Raw genomic sequence first — 18,555 nt, 5'->3', positions numbered from 1 at the left:
TGAGCATGATGCTTTTTGTAAGACTAAAGGTTCCCGGGCCAATTTTGATAACCCCTAAGAAGCTGGGTGATCTGCGGGGGTGGTTTATGGAGAGCTTTCGGGCCTCTGTGTTCGAGGCCGAGGTTGGGCAATACACATTCGTCCAAGAAAATTCATCGATGTCGACGGAAGCTGGTACGGTGCGCGGTTTGCATTTTCAGCTAGAACCGAAGGCGCAAGGCAAACTGGTCTCATGTACGTCCGGCGCCTTGCTTGATGTTGCGGTTGATATCCGTAGCGGTTCACCAACATTCGGTGAGTTTGTTGCAGAGGAGCTTTCCGCCGAGAATGGCCGTCAATTGTGGGTGCCGCCGGGTTTCGCGCATGGTTTCTGCACGCTGCAGCCAAATACCGTGATCAGCTACAAAGTCACGGATTATTACAGCGCGGAACATGATCGCGGTCTGGCTTGGGACGATCCGGACGTCAACATAAAATGGCCTGTTTTGTCCGGCGATGCGATACTCTCCGACAAGGATCGCAAGCAGCCGACGTTAGCCAATCTTGGTCAGGCTTTTAGGTATGAGACCACTTAGGTTCGCTAACCTCGCTTAAGGATAAACGTTATGAAGGTGATGGTCACAGGTGGCGCAGGCTTCATCGAATCTGCGGTCATACGCTATTTGCTGCGGGTTAAGGGCTATGACGTACTTAATATCGACAAACCGACTTATGCGGGGACGCTGACATCTCTTGCGGCCGTTTCCGGACTACCAGGTTACCGCTTCCTGAAAGCGGACATATGCGATTTCGCCGTGATTTAAGAGGCGATGTCGACATTTCGACCAGAGCGGGTCATGCATTTTGCCGCTGAGAGCCACGTCGACCGCTCTATTACGGGTGCCAGAGAATTCATCGATACGAACATTATCGGTACCTACAACATGCTCGAATGCGCCCGGCACTATTGGAGCGCCCTCGATTACAGGCAGCAGGCCGACTTCCGCTTATTGCATGTTTCGACTGATGAAGTCTACGGATCGCTGGGCGAGGAAGGCCAGTTTACGGAAACGACGCCTTACGATCCAAACTCTCCCTATTCCTCTTCAAAGGCCGCCTCTGACCATTTGGCAAAAGCTTGGGAGCGCACCTATGGGCTTCCAGTCATCATTTTGCTCCAACAACTATGGGCCCTACCACTTCCCGGAAAAACTCATCCCGTTGACGATCCTTAATGCGGCGGAAGGTAAGCCGCTGCCAGTATACGGGAATGGTGCCAATATTCGTGATTGGCTCTACGTAGAGGACCATGCGCGTGCACTCGACATTATCGCAGAGCGCGGCCGGGTTGGGCAGACGTACAATGTCGGCGGGCACAATGAACGCCGAAATATAGATGTCGTCACTCGCATTTTCGAGCTGATGGATAAGTTCGCACCGAAATCTTCGTCACACACCAGTCTCATAACATATGTAGCGGACCGACCGGGTCACGATGCTCGCTACGCGATCGACGCCTCCAAACTGGAGGAGGAGTTGGGCTGGCGCGCGCAGGAGGGATTTCGACAGCGGTATCGAAAAGACCGTAAGGTGGTACCTAGAGAATGAATGGTGGTGGGGGGAGGCCTACATTATCGGTGCCGATTTCGTAGACGGCGAACCATCATGTCTGATTCTTGGTGACAATATCTTTTTCGGCCACGGCATAAGCGACCTTTTCGGAAGCGCGATGTCGCGTGGTGACGGCGCTACCGTGTTCGCATATCACGTGAATGATCCGGAGCGATATGGCGTTGTTGGGTTCGACGCGACCAACAGGGCCGTTTCAATCGAAGAAAAGCCGAGCAAACCGAAGTCGAACTGGGCCGTAACCGGGCTCTATTTCTACGACGAGAAGGTGGTGGACATCGCTGCTAACCTAAAGCCGTCTTCCCGTGGCGAACTGGAGATTACGGATGTCAATCGGGCATATCTCGATCAAGGTACACTCAACGTAGAGCACATGGGGCGTGGCTATGCTTGGCTGGACACTGGGACGCCCGATAGCCTGTTGGAGGCTTCGGAGTTTGTCGCGACCATGGAGCGCAGGCAGGGGTTCAAAATTGCGTGCCTCGAAGAGGTCGCCTACCGGTTGAAACTCATCGACAGTAGTGAGCTCGAAAGACTTGCGATATCCTACGGCAAGAGTAATTATGGGCAGTATCTCTTCAGGATTTTGAACGCTCGATGAGCGTTTAAAGGCCTTGTCATAGTACTGATGCGTACCGAGATTTCGCGTTGCTACCGACGCGTCTCGAGCACTATCTAATGGCTTCGAATAGAATTCGCCGAGCGTCCGACTCGTTTTCTGTGTCCACTGCCTCTTTTAGCCGAAGCATCCATTCTTCCAAGTTGATGGCCGCCTGGTGTGTTGCGCGCATAATTTTCGGGTGGCCGGTGGGTGCGGCGTCGGCCTCGTTGTAAAACAGCTCTTCATACATTTTTTCGCCGGGACGCTTTCCGGTCACAACGATTTCAATGTCGCCTTCTGGGTTATCGGCATTACGAACACTGAAGCCTGCGAGCCGTATCATATTTTCGGCCAAATCGCTGATCAGCACTGGGGATCCCATCTCAAGTAGGAAAATATCTCCACCCTGAGACAGTTGTCCTGCTTGCACGATCAACTCGGCTGCCTCTCGAATAGACATAAAATACCGGGTCATGCCAGGATCCGTTAAAGTCAAAGGGCCTCCAGCAGCGATTTGTTCCTTGAATAGGGGCACTACTGAACCATTTGATCCCAGTACGTTACCGAACCGTACGGCAGAGAACCGCTGGCCGGTTTGGCGAGCCAGGGCTCTCGCTGACGTGTCTTGAATGATCAACTCTGCCCAGCGCTTTGTGGCCCCCATGACGTTAGTTGGCCGCACCGCCTTGTCTGAAGAAATGAGCACGAAATGCTCGACCCCCTTACTCAACGCCGTCTCCGCGGCATTGAGGGTGCCCAAGACATTGTTTCTGATCCCCTCCAGAGCATTCGCTTCTACCAGCGGTACGTGCTTGTAGGCCGCCGCATGAAACAGGACCTGCACACCAAACGCGTCAATAGCAGATTCCAGCCTGCGCCGATCAACAACCGAACCGAGAATGGGGACGATGGCATGATCGTAGGCTGCGGTGAGCTCACGATCGATCCTGTAAAGTGCGAACTCATTGCTTTCGAACAAGACGAGGCGCTGGGGCGACCATTGGGCAATGAGGCGGCAAAGTTCCGAGCCGATGGACCCACCGGCGCCGGTTACCATGATGGTGCGACCTTCAATTATCTCTCGAACGAGCGCTCGATCAGCTGGTACAGTTGATCGTCCCAACAATTCATCGATCTCAATGTCTCGAATCTGGCTGACAAGGTATTTGCCGCTCACTAGCTCTGAAATGGGCGGCAGTGTCTTTATCTTGACGCCTTGTCCCGACACTCGCGCGATGATCTCTTGTTTTCTCTGAGAGGTCAGACTCGGTATCGAAAGAATAACTTCGTCGATACCGTGCTGTTCGACCAGTCGCTCAAAATGTGAAAGCGGAAAAACGCGAATACCCGCAACGTCGCGGCCATGCAGAGATGAGTTATCATCGATGAATCCGACGATGCGGTCGCCACCATTCCTGCGCAACGCTGTGACTAATTGTGCACCCGACTCTCCGGCGCCATAGACTAAAATCTGGCGGTGCTTGGCTTGTGTGGTGCGGCTCGACCATAAGAACCGCTTCACCAGAAATCGGCTGCTTCCGATGAGCATGGTCGCGATTGCCCAATATAGTATTGGCACAGATCTGGGCACGATCGTGTATCCGGACATAGCGGACAGAAAAACGAGAAGAAGCCAGCATCCCGCAGCCAATGACGTCGCTTGCAATATGCTCCAGAGAGCGCGCTCCGGAAGGTAACGGATCACGGCGCGGTATAGCCCGAGACGTGCAAAGATGGGGATCGCGACCAGCGGGGCCGAGCCTATCATCACAAACTGGCCGATGGTGTTGGGTGGGGTCCAGGATCCAAATCGCAACGAGAAGCTTGCCCATAGCGCAAATGAAAGGGCGAGCACATCGAAGGCAACGATTATCACGCGTTTCGAAAACCTCGGTAGACTGCCCAGCCAGGCGATAAGCTTCTGCTTGTTGTGCAACGTTAGGCTGGATATGGGCATATAGGGGTCGATCTCCGTCCGCGCTCTAACAACAGTCCAATTGACGATCGCCGTAGCAACCAGCTCTCAAAAATTGACCCCTACAGAATTCCGCTAGCGATGCCAACGGTGAGAATGAGCGGTCAGAATGTGCGGAGTGCAGCATTGTTGTTGCACACTCAAATGGAAGTCGCATCGCACACGTGTTTCGCTGATGTTCTCTTTTGACATATCTTGCGCCTTCGGCAGTTTCTTGTTTGATGCGCGACTGCCATTCCCGTTGGTGGGAGCGACCTCGACGAGGAGACTAATGAAGATCATTCTGACCGGCGCATCCGGCTTCCTTGGGTCCATGCTTGTGCCACGGCTTAAGCAGCGCGGGATTCAATTGTTACTTGTGGGCCGCGATATGGAGAAGTTGCGCGAGCAATATCCAGGACACGCGTGCACCAGCTATGAGAATCTCGCGGAGTTGGCGCATGGCTCTGATTTGCTGGTAAACCTAGCCGTTCGAAATTCAGATGCTGAGGGAACGCTGAAGCAGTTTTCGACGGTCAATGTCGATTTTGTAGTCTGGTTAGCGGAGTTAGCTGTCGCTGCCGGAGTGAAGCGGTTCGTCAATATCTCGTCTTTACACGCGCTCGACCTAAACCGAACTCAGCCTTATGCTGTGAGTAAGCGGGCGTCGATTAATGCACTCAGCGCGGTCCCAGAAATAGATGTCCTGACCGTCTATCTGGCCGCGGTGCATGGCGACCGTTGGGGAGGGCGCTGGTCATTCCTGAATTCTTGGAACGGCTCCTTTAGACGTCGAGCCGAGACCGTTCTAAGTGCTTTTCGGCCGGTAGTTCATGTTGACCGGATTGCCGACTACCTAGTTGCCATTGCTAAGCGCCGACCAAACGATCTCAGTGTTATTTTGACCGATGGGCAGGATGGTAATCTGTTCTATCATGGGGTCAGGCGCCTGATGGACATAGCGGCCGCTTTAACGATCCTTCTGGCCTTTTGGTGGCTTCTGGCACTCATTTGGCTTGGAGTGCGGCTGCAGTCTTCCGGTCCTGGACTATTTGTGCAGACTAGAGTTGGCCGCCACGGGGCGCCTTTTCGGTGTTACAAGTTTCGCACAATGCAGGTTGGGACGCGCGAATTGGCTACCCACGAGATCTCCGGCAGTGCTGTAACTTCGTTGGGTCGGTTCTTGCGCCGCAGCAAATTGGATGAGCTGCCCCAAGTACTCAATCTGCTTGCGGGCGAGGTGACGTTGGTTGGTCCACGGCCTTGCCTACCAGTGCAAGCAGAGCTTTTGGAATTGCGACGAAAATTTGGGATTCTAGAACTTGTTCCGGGCATCACCGGCCTTTCTCAAATAGACGGCATCGACATGAGCCAACCTGCGCGTCTCGCAAGCCGAGATTACGACTATAAATTACGCCAATGCCTGTTCTTGGACCTCCGGATAATCATATCCACTGTCCTTGGAAGCGGGCGTGGTGACAGAGTGGGAACTTAACGGTCTAGTCGTCTTCATAGTTAATTATATGCTGAGAATGAGAGCCGTTGTCCTCGGCCGGCTTCGTTAACAGTAGGTTGACGAGGCTGATCAGGCTTGAATCTTGCGCTGGCTGCCTCCGGTTTGACGGCGATAGTCAAACGGGATCGGGTTCAACGGTTTTCGGAAAGCTTTTGGGAACTGGGATAACGCCTCGAACCCAAAATGTTCGAAACCTGGGAAGTAGGCCAACTTTACTTCTGACTCTATCAACCATGATTTCAGCCTGGAGTTCGATGGCGCATGTTGTCGGAAGCCGCTGTTAAATCGGGGAGCGGTTAATGCCTCGAAATGAATTTCCGGCGCTAGGTGCGTGGAACGCTGGCTCAATCTGTCGCGTGATGACGTAGGAGTTAAATGGCAAAGTATCGCCAATGCTGACGACAGATTCATCACCTGCTTCTGGCTTGGCGTCCGCCGAAATTCATAGGTGCTCGCAGGTCATGCCGATTGCCTCACGCGGGCGACAGACACACCTCCCATCGCCACGATGATGGGTGGATTCGATCCGGTCGGAAAATGACTGCCGAGAAGGCAGTGGCCGTCCTTTGGGACAATTTTGGGACAAAGTGGTGTACCAAGAGATACAATATCGCCTTCCGTTATATAATAACATCTTTTATATTTCAAGGTTTTATAGAATATAACCAGGTGGTGAAATAGCGTCTTTTCACGCTCCGAAGGCAGTCATCGCTGCAACGTTTTTTGATCGATGAGAGAGGGTCATTTCGACGCCAGCTGCTAAGCATTATGCAGCATTCGCCGTGGTCAGTGAAGCTTGCACCACCCTTGCTCCAGCGAAAGATCATTACCGAGCGGCGGAACCAAGAAACCAAGCCCTTGTTGTTGAGTGGCGGAAACCGCGATGAAATTTACCGACTTCTGAGGGAGGCGGGGGAGTCGGAATTCGATTGCGGTAGGATGCTGCCGAACCTAAATGCACGTTGGCAGGTGGCCGCGGTGGCGGGCCCTCGACCCGGCGAATGTTCGATAACGGCACCTAACGGTCGCGTTTTTTGCCCCCCATCATTTGAGGGCAGGCACCCGCACTCCTTTGCACAATTCGTGCGCGAAGCCGAAACCTGATGACTGCAGGTCGAGAGACTTCGGCTATCTCCTCGCCCAATGCGTGCTGCAGACTATTCACCTCTGGATTGCGTGACGTTTTCCCGCGTCCCGCGATTGAGCGGGCGTAACCGAATTTGCGATCTTGCTGAAGCCGCGGAAATGTGCAAATTTCATTTTGCATACGAATGCAAAATGGGGTGCGTTCGGATGTGGTTGGCAGGGAACGCCAGCGGGGAGTGCGACATCCAGGGACGTCGCGATAACGCACCGGCACGAATGTGCCGAGCCAGGAGAACACAATGAAGCCCTTCTTTATGCTCGCCGTTTCGACGCTTGCTTTGGCCCTTGGAGCAGGTGCTGCTTATGCCGAATGCGGGATCGAAGCCGGTTCGGTTCGTATTCTGAGCAATGACTTTGAGGCGCTGCGTCTCGTCAACACGACGGCCGAAGAATGCGCCAGCGATACCGTGACAGTCACTGCTAACGCCACGGCCGAGCACAAGAACCTCCAGGTGCCGGCGCTCTCGATCAATCCAGCGGAATATACGGTTGCGGTCGTCGCCAACAATTCCATCGTTCCTTTGATGAATGACGATCTCATTCGTCCGCTCGACGATCTCGTGGCTGAGTATGGCGCTTCGCTGCAGCCGAACCAGCTGATCAAGATCGACGGCAAGACCATGGCTGTCGCCTTCATGGGTAATGCTCAGCATCTTTTCTATCGCAAGGATATTCTCGACAAGGCAGGCATTGCCGAGCCGAAGTCTTATGAAGACATGCTGGCTGCCGCGGAAAAGATCAAAGCCGATGGCCTGATGGAATATCCGCTGGCTGCTTCCGACAAGCCCGGTTGGGACCTCGCTGCAGAATTCGTCAATGCCTATCTCGGCACCGGTGGCGAGTTCTTCGCGCCCGGCTCGGCCGAACTCGCCATCGACAACGAAAACGGCATGAAGGTTCTCGAAACCATGAAGGCGCTGACCGCCTATATGGATCCGGACTACCTGACCTTTGACGCCAACGGCATCCAGGCCGAATACAAGGCCGGCAAGGTTGCCATGATGGTGCAGTGGGGTTCGCTCGCGGGCGACATGCTCAAGGGTGAAGGCGCTGCCGAAGGCGTCGTCGAAAACACCGTCATGGCTGGCGCGCCGACCATCGGTGGCGGGACGGTCCCGGCCGTTGCGCTCTGGTGGGATGGTTTCACCATCGCCAAGAACATTTCGGATGAAGACGCTGCCGCCTCCTTCCAGGCCATGGTGCATGGCATTAGCCCCGAAATGGTTGCTGCCAACCCAGCCGTCGCGACCTGGCTCGTGTCTGGCTATGAACCCGGCCCGAACGCCGTCGGCGTGATCGCGACCGCAAATGCCGGTGCTCGTGCTTATCCGATGCAGCCCTATATGGGTCTGCTGCACACTGCGCTCTCTTCGGAATTGGCGGAATACATGGCCGGTAAGGAAGACGCCACCCAGGCCCTGGCGGACGTCAAGGCCGCCTATGACACCGCTGCCAAGGAAGGCGGCTACCTCTAAGGTCGTCTCTTTCCCGGGGCAGGTGACTGCCCCGGTGCACTGAACCGCAGCTTCACGTTGATGGGGGAGGCGGGGAGGGGGGATGTGAGCCACGATATCGCGGCGATCGACCCTCACCCTTGATCCCTCCCACAAACGGGAAGGTGTCGACTGAGACATCGCGCCCTTCCTGGTGCACGCTCAGTGCGTACTCCCCGCTCAAACTTCGAGGAGGCATTGCATGCCGCACAAGACATTCTTTGCTTTCATTCTGCCCTCCCTGATCGCTATGGCGCTCTTTATCGCGCTGCCGATCGTTTCGGTCGTGGTGCAGAGTTTCCATGTCGAACATGGGCGCATTCTCGTTGAGGTGGAAAGCTGCCAGCCGTTTGGCGGATGTACCAAGGAAACGCGCGTCGATACTTCGGCGACGGCCGAGCTCAAGGCCGCGCAGCCGATGGGCCAGTTCAATGGTTTTGGGACCTATCTCAACCGTGGCCATTTGGCGGTGAACGAGATTGGCGCTATCCTTGCCAGCAATAATGGCTTTGGCGATATCGTCACCCGCATCTACAATCTGCCGTTCTACAAGGCGCTCAGCTTCACGCTGGTCTTCTGCTTTGTCGTGACCCCGTTGGCGATGGCACTCGGTTTTGCCATTGCACTGGCCGTAAACACGCTGCCAAAGGTCACCAAGGGACCGGTAATCTTCTTTTCGCTCCTGCCCATGATCATCACGCCACTGATCGGCTCGCTGATCCTTTATTGGATGATCCAGCCAAATGGGATCATCGGCGCAACGCTGCGCCACGTCTTCAACGATCCAACCCTGTCGCTGCGTCAGTCGCCGGCGCTGACCTGGTTCTCGCTGCTGTTCTATGGCGTCTGGACCAATGCGCCGTTCAGCTTCGTGGTCTTTTATGCAGGGCTCCAGACCGTGCCGGCCGATACGCTTGAATCGGCAATGATCGACGGCGCTTCGCGCTGGGAGCGCATTCGCTATATCGTCATTCCGCATCTTGCGCCGCTCGCGACCTTTGTCGCGTTGGTGCAGCTCATGGACAATTTCCGCGTGTTCGAACCGATCGTCGGTTTCTCGGCTGAGGCCAATGCGACTTCACTGAGTTGGATGATCTTTAATGATCTCGCTGGTGATGCGCAGCTCTTCGGTTCGGCAGGCGCCACTTCGGTTCTGACCATTATCGGCGTCGTCATTCTCCTTACGCCGGTACTGGTCCGCACCTGGCGCGAATTCAACCATAAGGTGGTCTGACATGTCCCAAGCCACGCTATCCCACAAGCGCCCGCTGGGCCTCACCATCCTGATCACCGGCTTCATCGTCGTCTGGGTCGTCCTTGCCGCCTTTCCATTCTTCTGGACGGTCTGGGGATCATTCAAGGTCGAGCCTGACTTCTTCTCCCGCGAAAGTTGGTGGAACGCGATTTTCGGCGTCTATACCCAGCGCCAGAACGACGGCAGCGCCTTTACCGGCTCGGGTTACTATGGCGCCTGGGTGACCCGCGAATTCTGGCGGGCCGTCGGCAATACGGCCATCGTGACCGTCTCGGTCACAATCATTTCGCTTACCCTCGGCACCCTCGGTGGCTATGCCCTGGCGCGTTCGGGCCAGCGCTATGCTTTCTGGATCCTGATCTTGGCGCTGGTATTCCGCGCCATGCCGCATATCACCTTGGTTTCAGGCTATCTACTGCCCTTCTTCCAGCTCAATATCTGGGGCGTGTTGCCGACCTCGATCATTGTGCTCGTCGCCATCAACCAGCCATTTACCCTCTGGATGCTGCACTCGTTCTTCCTCTCAATCCCCAAGGACCTCGATGAAAGCGCGATGGTTGATGGCTGTTCACGCTTCGAAGCGTTCCGCCGCGTGATCATTCCGGTGATGTGGCCGGGCGTGGTGACGACGGGGCTTTTCAGCTTTCTTCTCGCCTATAATGACTTTGCGGTGACCTCAATGCTGCTGAGCGCCGACAACCAGACCATGGTGCCGAAGATTTCGAGCTTCCTTGGGTCGGTGCAGGAGCAGGGCAATGTCATGTTTGCCGTGGCAGCCGTGGTTTCGGCCACTGTGCCGCTCTTTATTCTCGTGCTCTTTTTCCAACGCCAGATCGTCTCGGGCCTCACGGCCGGCGCAGTCAAGGGATAACAATCATGGCCCAGATCCGTCTCAAGAACGTCTCGAAGCGCTGGAACAATTTCGTCGGCGTCGACAATTTCAACCTCGATATTGCCGATCAGGAATTTCTGGTTTTGCTCGGGCCTTCGGGCTGCGGCAAGACGACGACCATGCGGATGATCGCCGGACTCGAAGAGATCACCGAAGGCGAAATCTGGATCGGAGATCGGCTAGTCAACAAGCTCGAGCCCAAGGATCGGGACATCTCGATGGTGTTCCAGAGCTATGGCCTCTATCCTAACATGACGGTCTACGAGAACATCCGCTTTCCGCTGAAAGTGCGGAAGATCCCGCAGGATCAGCATCATGAGCGCGTCATGGCGGCGAGCAAAATGGTGGAGCTCGATGATTTCCTGCAGCGTCGTCCGGCAGCCCTTTCGGGTGGCCAGCGCCAGCGGGTGGCCTTGGCGCGGGCGATTGTGCGCGAGCCCAATGCCTTCCTGATGGATGAGCCGCTGTCGAACCTCGACGCGAAGCTTCGTGTCTCGACACGAGCCCAGATCAAGAACCTGCATCATACGCTCAAGCGCACGACGATCTATGTGACGCATGACCAGATCGAGGCCATGACCCTGGCCGATCGCGTCGTGGTAATGAACAAGGGTCTGGTGCAGCAGGTCGGCACACCAATGGAGATCTATGATCGTCCGGCCAATACGTTTGTTGCGAGCTTTATCGGTTCGCCGGCGATGAACCTGATCAAGGGATCAATCGAGGGCGGTGCGTTTACTGCGGCTGGTATTCGTATCGAGGGGCTAACCTCGGCGGCCAAGGGGCCGGTGACGCTGGGCTTTCGTGCGGAAGATGCGACGCTGGCAGAAAGCAATGGGCAGATTGAGGCGCCGATCTATACGGTCGAACTCCTCGGTGAAGCGACCATGCTGTCGATGCGCGTTGCGGGCGAACTAGTTTCGATCAAGGTCAGCAAGGATTATCGCGCCGAAATCGGAGACATGGCGCGCGTTGCCATTCCCGCCACGGCCTGCCATCTCTTCGATCATCCGACTGGTGCGCGGATCGCCTGAAATGTGCAGTGACGACCGGTCCAATCGGGCCGACTATTTCCGCGATCGTGCTAAGGCAGCCGGGCTGCGCTTGAGCGAAGGTGAGTCTCAAAGCCTTTTTGGTCTTGCCGCCTGGATGAGCGATGGTCTCGCAGGGCCGACGCGGGCAGCGCCTGACGATGCGGTGTTGGATCTCGATATCGCCGAGCTTGGCGCGCGGCTGCGCGATGGCCGGCTGACGTCGGTTGCACTGATCGAAGCGACCTTACAGAGGATCGCAGAACGGGATTCATCCTATCTGGCTTTTTATGCCGTGACCGGGGACCAAGCACGTTTGGACGCGCATAAGGCCGATGCCGAACTTGCCGAGGGGCAGGATCGTGGCCCACTTCATGGCATTCCAGTCGGCATCAAGGACATGATCGACGTTGCAGGCCTTGCAACAACCGCGAACGCGCCGGGACGGCGTGAAGCCATCGCTGACGCAGATGCTGAGGTGGTGCGGCGGCTGCGTGGGGCTGGGGCAGTGATCATCGGCAAGCTCGCGACCTACGAATGGGGCACGGTGGGGCCGGATAAGCGCGGGCTGTTTCCGCCCGCGAAGAACCCCTGGAACCTTGAGCATATTACCGGTGGTTCGTCTTCGGGGTGTGCGGTGACGGTTGCAGGGGGGCTCCTCCGCACAACGATCGGTACGGATACGGGCGGCTCGGTGCGCGGTCCGGCGTTTTATTGCGGTGTGGTCGGCTTCAAGCCGACATTCGGGTCGGTGCCCAAGGATGGTGCCCTTACCATGTCGCCGAGCATGGATCATGTCGGGCCGATGAGCCGAACCGTCGCCGAAGCGGCACTGACTTTCGATGTGATTGCCGGCAAGAATGACGACGGGGCTGCGACGCGTCTCCTAGGTCAGCCGATTGGCGGACTGAGAATCGGCTACGCCCGCAACTGGTTTGCCAACGATCCGCAGGTCATGCCGGCCGTGGTGGCGGCCATGGATGCTGCCGTGTCAAAGCTCAGTGAACTGGGCGCTACGATCAGCGAGATCGATCTGCCGGACTATCCGTCGGTCGAAATTGCGGCCGCGGCGATCCTCCATAAGGAAAGTTTCGATTTTCATGCCGAAGAGTTGCGGGAGCACCCCGAAGCCTATGGCCGTCGCGCTTTCCTCAGCCTTGCTGGTGGCTTCGCGATCGACGATCGCGAACTGGCAGCGGCTCGGCAGATCGGGCGTGAGTTTACGTTAGGCGTCAACCGAACACTCGATGCACATGATGTCATCATCACGGTTGGCGCTCTGACGACAGCGCTGGAAGCGGCGCCTTTTGAAAAGGAAGCGGTTTGGACGCCGATGCGGACCATTGGCTTCAATGTTTCGGGGCATCCGGTCTTGGCGATGCCCATTGGTTTCCACGAGGGCTTGCCGATCGGGATGCAGATCATCGGACGCCATCACGACGAAGCTCGGATAATCCAGGTCGGTCATGCCTTTGAGCAGGCCACAGATTTCAGCCTGCGGCGACCACCAATACCAAGCTGACTGCAGCCAAAGTTGAACTGGCTGACGTCATTCACTTGAACTATTGCATACGTATTCAGTATGCTTCAACCAACCATAAGAGGAGCGTTCCATGCCGGTTTGGCTCAAGCGCGGTAAGGGTGTCGAGGAGCGGGCGGAGGCGGATCGCCAGGTTCGCGCGACGGTCGAAGGCATTTTGGGCGACATCGAAAAGCGCGGCGACGCAGCTGTGCGCGAACTGTCGCAAAAGTTCGACAGGTGGGATCGTCCGGACTTTCGGCTGAGCCAGAAAGAGATCGACGACTGCAAAGCGCAGTTGACCGATCAGGATCTGCACGACATCGAGTTCGCTCAAAAGCAGGTTCGCAATTTCGCGCAGAAGCAGAAGGACACGATGCTCGACCTCGAAGTCGAGACCATGCCGGGCGTGACGCTGGGCCATAAGCACGTGCCGATTTCAGCCGTCGGTTGCTATGTGCCGGGCGGGAAATATCCGCTGCTGGCTTCCGCACACATGTCGGTTCTGACGGCCAAGGTTGCCGGCTGCCCGCGTGTCATCACCTGTGCGCCGCCATTCAATGGCAAACCGGCGCCAGCGATCGTCGCTGCGCAGGCCATGGCCGGTGCGGACGAGATCTATGTGCTTGGTGGTATCCAGGCGATTGGCGCCATGGCCATCGGCACCGAAAGCATTTCGCCCGTGGACATGCTGGTTGGCCCCGGCAATGCCTTCGTCGCCGAAGCCAAGCGGCAGCTTTATGGTCGTGTTGGTATCGACCTCTTCGCCGGCCCGACAGAAACGCTGGTGATTGCTGACGAAACCGTCGATGGCGAACTCTGTGCCACTGATCTTCTCGGTCAGGCGGAGCATGGTCCGACGAGCCCGGCGATCCTCCTCACCAATTCGGAGAAGCTGGCCCGCGACACTATGGCGGAGATCGAGCGTTTGCTGACCATTCTGCCGACGGCTGATATCGCAAAAAAATCCTGGGCCGACTTCGGCGAAGTCATCGTCTGCGACAGCTACGAAGAGATGCTGGCCGAGGCCGATCGCATTGCTTCGGAGCACGTGCAGGTCATGACCGACCGGGACATGTGGTTCCGCGATAAGCTTTCGAACTACGGTGCGCTATTCCTCGGACCGCGCACCAATGTGGCCTATGGCGATAAGGTCATCGGCACCAATCACACCCTCCCCACGATGAAGGCATCGCGCTATACCGGTGGCCTCTGGGTGGGCAAATTCATGAAGACCTGCACGTGGCAGACGGTGACGACCGACGAGGCCTCGGCGACAATCGGCGCTTATGGGTCGCGCCTGTCGATGCTCGAAGGCTTTGTCGGCCATGCCGAGCAGGCCAATATTCGCGTTCGGCGCTATGGCGGACGCAATGTGCCTTATGGTACGGCCGCTGCACCTCTCAAAGCTGCCGAGTAAACCATGAGCCTGCCCCAAACGCCGACATTTCGCCTCGATGGAAAGCGGGCCCTCGTGACCGGGGGAACGCGCGGCATCGGGCTTGGGGCGTCCGTGGCGCTTGCTGAAGCCGGCGCCGAAGTGACTGTGGCTGCGCGCACGGCGGAAGATGTCGAGCGCGTCGTCAACGCGATGGCCGAGGCGGGTCTTGCGGCCGAGGGTGTCGCCATCGACATCACTGATTTCGACGCCGTCCGTGCATTTGTGGAGGAAAGCGAGCCCTACCATGTCCTCGTCAATTCGGCAGGCACGGCGCGGCACTCGTCAATTGGCGGGATCACCGAGCCAGACTACCAGGCGGTGATGCAACTTAATCTTGCCGCAACGATTTTCGTCACTCAGGCTGTTGTCGGAAAATTGCAGGCAAGCGGGCAGGGCGGCTCGATCATCAATGTCTCTTCGCAGATGGGCCATGTCGGTGGACCCAATCGCGCTGTCTATTCTGCCAGTAAACATGCTGTTGAAGGCCTGACAAAGGCCATGGCTATTGAGCTCGGTGCCAGCAATATTCGTGTCAACACAGTGTGCCCGACATTTATCGAAACCGAACTGACGGCCAAGAATCTGAGCGATCCCGATTTCCGCTCCTGGGTTCTGTCCAAGATCAAGCTCGGAAGATTGGGTCGGGTGGAGGATATCATGGGGCCGATCGTCTTTCTGGCCTCGGAGGCGGCGGGGCTGATCACCGGCACCGCGCTCTTGGTGGATGGTGGATGGACAGCGGAGTAAAAAAGCCGGGGGTGACCTCTTCGGAAGTGGCGCGCCGCGCAGGCGTGTCGCAATCCGCCGTGTCCCGCACTTTTACGCCCGGCGCGTCCATCTCGCCCAAAACCCGCGCCAAGGTGATGACTGCCGCCAAGGAACTTGGCTATCGGCCCAATGCCATTGCTCGTTCGCTGATCACCAATCGCTCGCGCATCATCGCCGTGGTGATGGCCTATCTCGAGAACCTCTTTTATCCCGATGTGCTCGAAGAGCTGGGACGGCTGCTGGCCAAAGAGAATTACCGCCTGCTGTTGTTCACCGGCTTCATGGATCGCGATAGCGACCCGATTTTCGATCAACTCATGCAGTATCGCGTCGATGGCATTGTGCTCGCCTCGACCTCGCTATCGTCTGATCTGTCGGAAGAATGCGCGGCGGCTGGTATTCCGGTGGTGCTGTTCAACCGCACGACCGAGCGTGATGCGGTGTCGAGCGTGACGACGCGCAATCGCGAAGGTGGGCGGCGCGTGGCGGAATTTCTTGTTGCTGGGGGGCATAAGAAATTCGGCTATATTTCCGGGCTTGAAAGCTCGTCGACCAATCGCGATCGCTTTGCCGGCTACAAAGAAGCTCTCGCGGACGCTGGGCATACCGAGATCATGGTCGAGGTGGCGAATTATGATCGCGCCGAAGCGGAAGCTGCAGCGCGAAAGATGCTTTCGAAGCCCGATCGGCCCGATGCACTCTTTGTCGCCAACGACCATATGGCTGTGGCCGTGATGGACGTGGCCCGGCATGAATTGGGTCTGTCGGTGCCAGAGGATATCTCAATCGTCGGCTATGACGATGTCGGCGCCGCACGCTGGACCTCTTATGGCATAACCTCCATGAGCCAGCCGCTCAAACGCATGGTCGAAGCGACGGTCAGCATCCTGATGGATCAGATTTCGAGCGGTGAGATCGAGGCTGAACACCGCATTCTCAATGGCGAACTGGTCGTCCGCACGTCAGCCCGCCTGCCCAAAGCCGGTGTCGTTGATGTCGACGGACGGCGCATTTTCAAACCCGCAAAAGGCTGAGCCGATGTCTTCCACGACACGCTTCCGCCTCCATTGCGTGCCATATTGCATACGAATGCAAAACTGTTATCCTGCCAGCGAAAAGGGGATATCGCCATGACTGAGAACAAGACTTGGACCCAGGCCGAGATGGAAAAGCGCCTGGTGCGCTATGCGGATCTGAAAGGCCTGCGCAATGCCTTTATTGACGCGCGTACGCCGGGATCGGACCGCAAAGAGAACTTTACCATCATCGGGCCGGGCGTGAGTGAGAATCCGGCGCAGGTCGTGCATATCCCGGAAGCCCACGGCTTCAACTTCGGTGCTGCCCGGCAGCCCTTTGGCTGCGTGAATTCGCAGCATTCGCACCTGACCGCCGAGACATTCCTCGTGCATACCGGCAAGTGGCGCTTCGTTTTTGGCGCGAACAAGGATGAAGGCTATCTCGACGTCGAGCCGGGTGATGTGGCGACGGTGCCGACCCATATGTTCCGCGGTTTTGAAAAGCGCGATGAAGGCACCGGCTTCCTCGCGGTGGTTCTCGGCCATGATGATCCGGGCAAGGTTGTCTGGGCGCCGAGCGTCTTCAAGATGGCCGAGGATTTCGGGCTCAAACTGCTCAAGGGCGGTAAGCTCGTCGATACGACCCTGGGCGAGAAGGTGCCGGAAGGCGCTGAGCTTGAATTGCCGCCGGACGAAGCCAAGATGAAGGAACTGGCGACCCCGCCGATGTCCGAACTGTCGAAATATGCCATCAAGGCTGCCGACATCAAGGGCGATCCCAATTCGCCTCTGGCCGGCGAAGGCGTTGAAGAAGCGCCTGTAATCGGCGACGTAGACGGGCAGGACGGCATCAAGGCCGGCCCGATCGTCGGCCATTGGAAGCACGATTTTACCGTGCGCCGCCTGAAACTTGAAACCGGCGCGATCGTGCCGTCGCATGCGCGTCTGGAGCAGGAAGTACTGTTCGTGCAGTCCGGCACGCTGGAGTTCACCTGGGACGGCGGCTCGCTGATCCTCGGTGCTGGCGATACGTTGACCGTGCCGGTTGGCCTTGCGCACGGCTTCCGCAATCCGGCCTCGGCCGATGCGATCACCTTCGTTATCCGCGGCGCCGCCTCTCCGGCCGCCCCAGAGTTCGCAACCGCTCAAGCCGCGGAGTAAACGCATGGCACATAAGATCCTCACCACGCATGTCGGCTCGCTGCCGCGCAGCAAACAGGTGACCGATCTTGTGTTCGCCAAGGAGGCCGGCGTCCCGATCGAGGAAGCCGGCTTCAACGAGATCATTTCGGCGGCGGTGAAGGACATCGTCGCGCAGCAGAAGGCGGCGGGCATCGACCTGCCGTCTGACGGCGAGATGAGCAAGATTTCTTACGCCACCTATATCAAAGATCGGCTGACTGGCTTTGACGGCGACAGCTCACGTCGGCCGCCTGCCGACCTTGAGCTGTTCCCAAATTTTCTGAAACGCCAGGCCTCCTCTGGTGGCACGCCGACCTACCGCCGACCGAAATGCGTCAGCGAAATCACGGTGAAGAGCCTTGAGCCGCTCAAGGATGATGTCGATGCGTTTCAGGCCGCGCTTTCAGCCAATGGCTATGCCAAGGGGTTCATGAATTCGGCGACGCCGGGCGTCATTGCGCTGTTCCAGCCCAATGAATTCTACAAGACACAGGACGACTATCTCGAAGCCGTCGCCGAGGGCATGCGCGTCGAATATGAGGGCATTGTCGAGGCCGGGTTCATCCTGCAGCTCGATGCGCCCGATCTCGGGCTCGGGCGTCACATGATGTACAAGGATCTCGACGATGCTGGCTTCGTCACAGCGGCGGAAAAGCATATCGAGGTGATGAACCATGCCCTGCGCAATGTGCCGGGGGATAAGGTGCGGATGCATGTGTGCTGGGGGAATTACGAAGGCCCGCATATCTGCGACATCGCGCTGAAGAAAATCCTGCCGAGTTTGCTGAAGGCCAAGCCGCGGGCGCTGTTGTTCGAAGGCGCCAATCCACGTCATGCGCATGAATGGGTGGACTGGAAGAATGTCGATCTGCCGGATGATTATGTGCTGATCCCGGGCGTGATCGACTCGACATCGAATTTCGTTGAGCATCCGGAATTGATTGCGCAGCGGCTCAAGAATTTTGTCGATATCGTTGGGGCCGAACGAGTGATTGCGGGGACCGATTGCGGGTTCTCGACCTTCGCCGGGTTTGGCGCGGTTGACCCGGATATCGTCTGGGCGAAGTTGAAGGCGCTGAGCGAGGGCGCGGAGATCGCCAGCAAGGCGGCGTAGTTCATTGTTGCCGTCATTG

At 57.2% G+C, this 18,555-nt stretch carries 13 protein-coding genes and 2 pseudogenes; 14 read left to right on the top strand and 1 reads right to left on the bottom strand.

Annotated features, from left to right (window positions below):
* Positions 1-8 precede the first annotated feature (8 nt).
* The 3 genes and pseudogenes from rfbC to ASE94_RS21250 all read left to right on the top strand — a co-directional run.
* Positions 9-575 (top strand): dTDP-4-dehydrorhamnose 3,5-epimerase, encoded by a 567-nt coding sequence (rfbC, locus tag ASE94_RS05920; RefSeq protein ID WP_062629982.1) that lies wholly within the window; start codon positions 9-11, stop codon positions 573-575.
* Between the two features lie 30 nt (positions 576-605).
* A pseudogene (gene rfbB, locus ASE94_RS21460) lies at positions 606-1,597 on the top strand (dTDP-glucose 4,6-dehydratase); the annotation flags it as partial.
* 3 nt (positions 1,598-1,600) lie between these two features.
* Positions 1,601-2,209 (top strand): annotated as a pseudogene (locus ASE94_RS21250) (sugar phosphate nucleotidyltransferase); the annotation flags it as partial.
* Positions 2,210-2,279: 70 nt separating this feature from the next.
* On the opposite strand, the gene ASE94_RS05910 reads toward ASE94_RS21250, so the two are convergent.
* Positions 2,280-4,166 (bottom strand): nucleoside-diphosphate sugar epimerase/dehydratase, encoded by a 1,887-nt coding sequence (locus ASE94_RS05910; RefSeq protein WP_062629620.1) that lies wholly within the window; start codon positions 4,164-4,166, stop codon positions 2,280-2,282.
* A gap of 289 nt (positions 4,167-4,455) precedes the next feature.
* Here ASE94_RS05910 and ASE94_RS20605 point away from each other — a divergent pair, with 289 nt between their 5' ends.
* The 11 genes from ASE94_RS20605 (at position 4,456) to ASE94_RS05855 (ending at position 18,536) form a co-directional block, all read left to right on the top strand.
* Entirely contained in the window at positions 4,456-5,658 is a 1,203-nt protein-coding gene (locus ASE94_RS20605) for a sugar transferase (RefSeq protein WP_162236053.1), read from the top strand.
* Positions 5,659-7,064: 1,406 nt separating this feature from the next.
* The gene (locus ASE94_RS05900) at positions 7,065-8,300 is read left to right on the top strand and encodes an extracellular solute-binding protein (RefSeq protein WP_062629619.1); all 1,236 of its coding nucleotides are present in this window, start codon (positions 7,065-7,067) and stop codon (positions 8,298-8,300) included.
* Positions 8,301-8,520: 220 nt separating this feature from the next.
* Entirely contained in the window at positions 8,521-9,552 is a 1,032-nt protein-coding gene (locus ASE94_RS05895) for a sugar ABC transporter permease (RefSeq protein ID WP_062629618.1), read from the top strand.
* Between the two features lies 1 nt (position 9,553).
* Positions 9,554-10,444: a carbohydrate ABC transporter permease gene (locus tag ASE94_RS05890; protein ID WP_062629617.1), complete on the top strand. Its 891-nt coding sequence runs from the start codon at positions 9,554-9,556 to the stop codon at positions 10,442-10,444.
* Positions 10,445-10,449: 5 nt separating this feature from the next.
* Positions 10,450-11,499, top strand: coding sequence for a sn-glycerol-3-phosphate ABC transporter ATP-binding protein UgpC (gene ugpC / locus ASE94_RS05885; RefSeq protein ID WP_062629616.1), 1,050 nt, complete (start codon positions 10,450-10,452; stop codon positions 11,497-11,499).
* 1 nt (position 11,500) lies between these two features.
* Positions 11,501-13,018, top strand: a complete 1,518-nt coding sequence (locus ASE94_RS05880) for an amidase (RefSeq protein ID WP_244483985.1) — start codon at positions 11,501-11,503, stop codon at positions 13,016-13,018.
* 91 nt (positions 13,019-13,109) lie between these two features.
* On the top strand, positions 13,110-14,435 hold the full coding sequence (gene hisD, locus ASE94_RS05875) for a histidinol dehydrogenase (protein WP_062629615.1): 1,326 nt from the start codon (positions 13,110-13,112) through the stop codon (positions 14,433-14,435).
* 3 nt (positions 14,436-14,438) lie between these two features.
* The gene (locus tag ASE94_RS05870; protein ID WP_062629614.1) at positions 14,439-15,203 is read left to right on the top strand and encodes an SDR family oxidoreductase; all 765 of its coding nucleotides are present in this window, start codon (positions 14,439-14,441) and stop codon (positions 15,201-15,203) included.
* On the top strand, positions 15,188-16,258 hold the full coding sequence (locus tag ASE94_RS05865; RefSeq protein ID WP_062629613.1) for a LacI family DNA-binding transcriptional regulator: 1,071 nt from the start codon (positions 15,188-15,190) through the stop codon (positions 16,256-16,258). Before ASE94_RS05870 ends, ASE94_RS05865 begins: the two co-directional genes overlap by 16 nt.
* Before the next feature lie 96 nt (positions 16,259-16,354).
* Entirely contained in the window at positions 16,355-17,401 is a 1,047-nt protein-coding gene (locus tag ASE94_RS05860) for a cupin domain-containing protein (protein WP_062629612.1), read from the top strand.
* Between the two features lie 4 nt (positions 17,402-17,405).
* Complete coding sequence (locus ASE94_RS05855) at positions 17,406-18,536, top strand: cobalamin-independent methionine synthase II family protein (RefSeq protein ID WP_062629611.1); 1,131 nt, start codon at positions 17,406-17,408, stop codon at positions 18,534-18,536.
* Positions 18,537-18,555: the final 19 nt, after the last annotated feature.

This window comes from Devosia sp. Leaf64 (assembly GCF_001421945.1).
Taxonomy (GTDB): Bacteria; Pseudomonadota; Alphaproteobacteria; order Rhizobiales; family Devosiaceae; genus Devosia.
The sequence above is the reverse complement of the archived record's forward strand: the minus strand, read 5'-3'. Positions and strand labels throughout refer to the sequence as shown.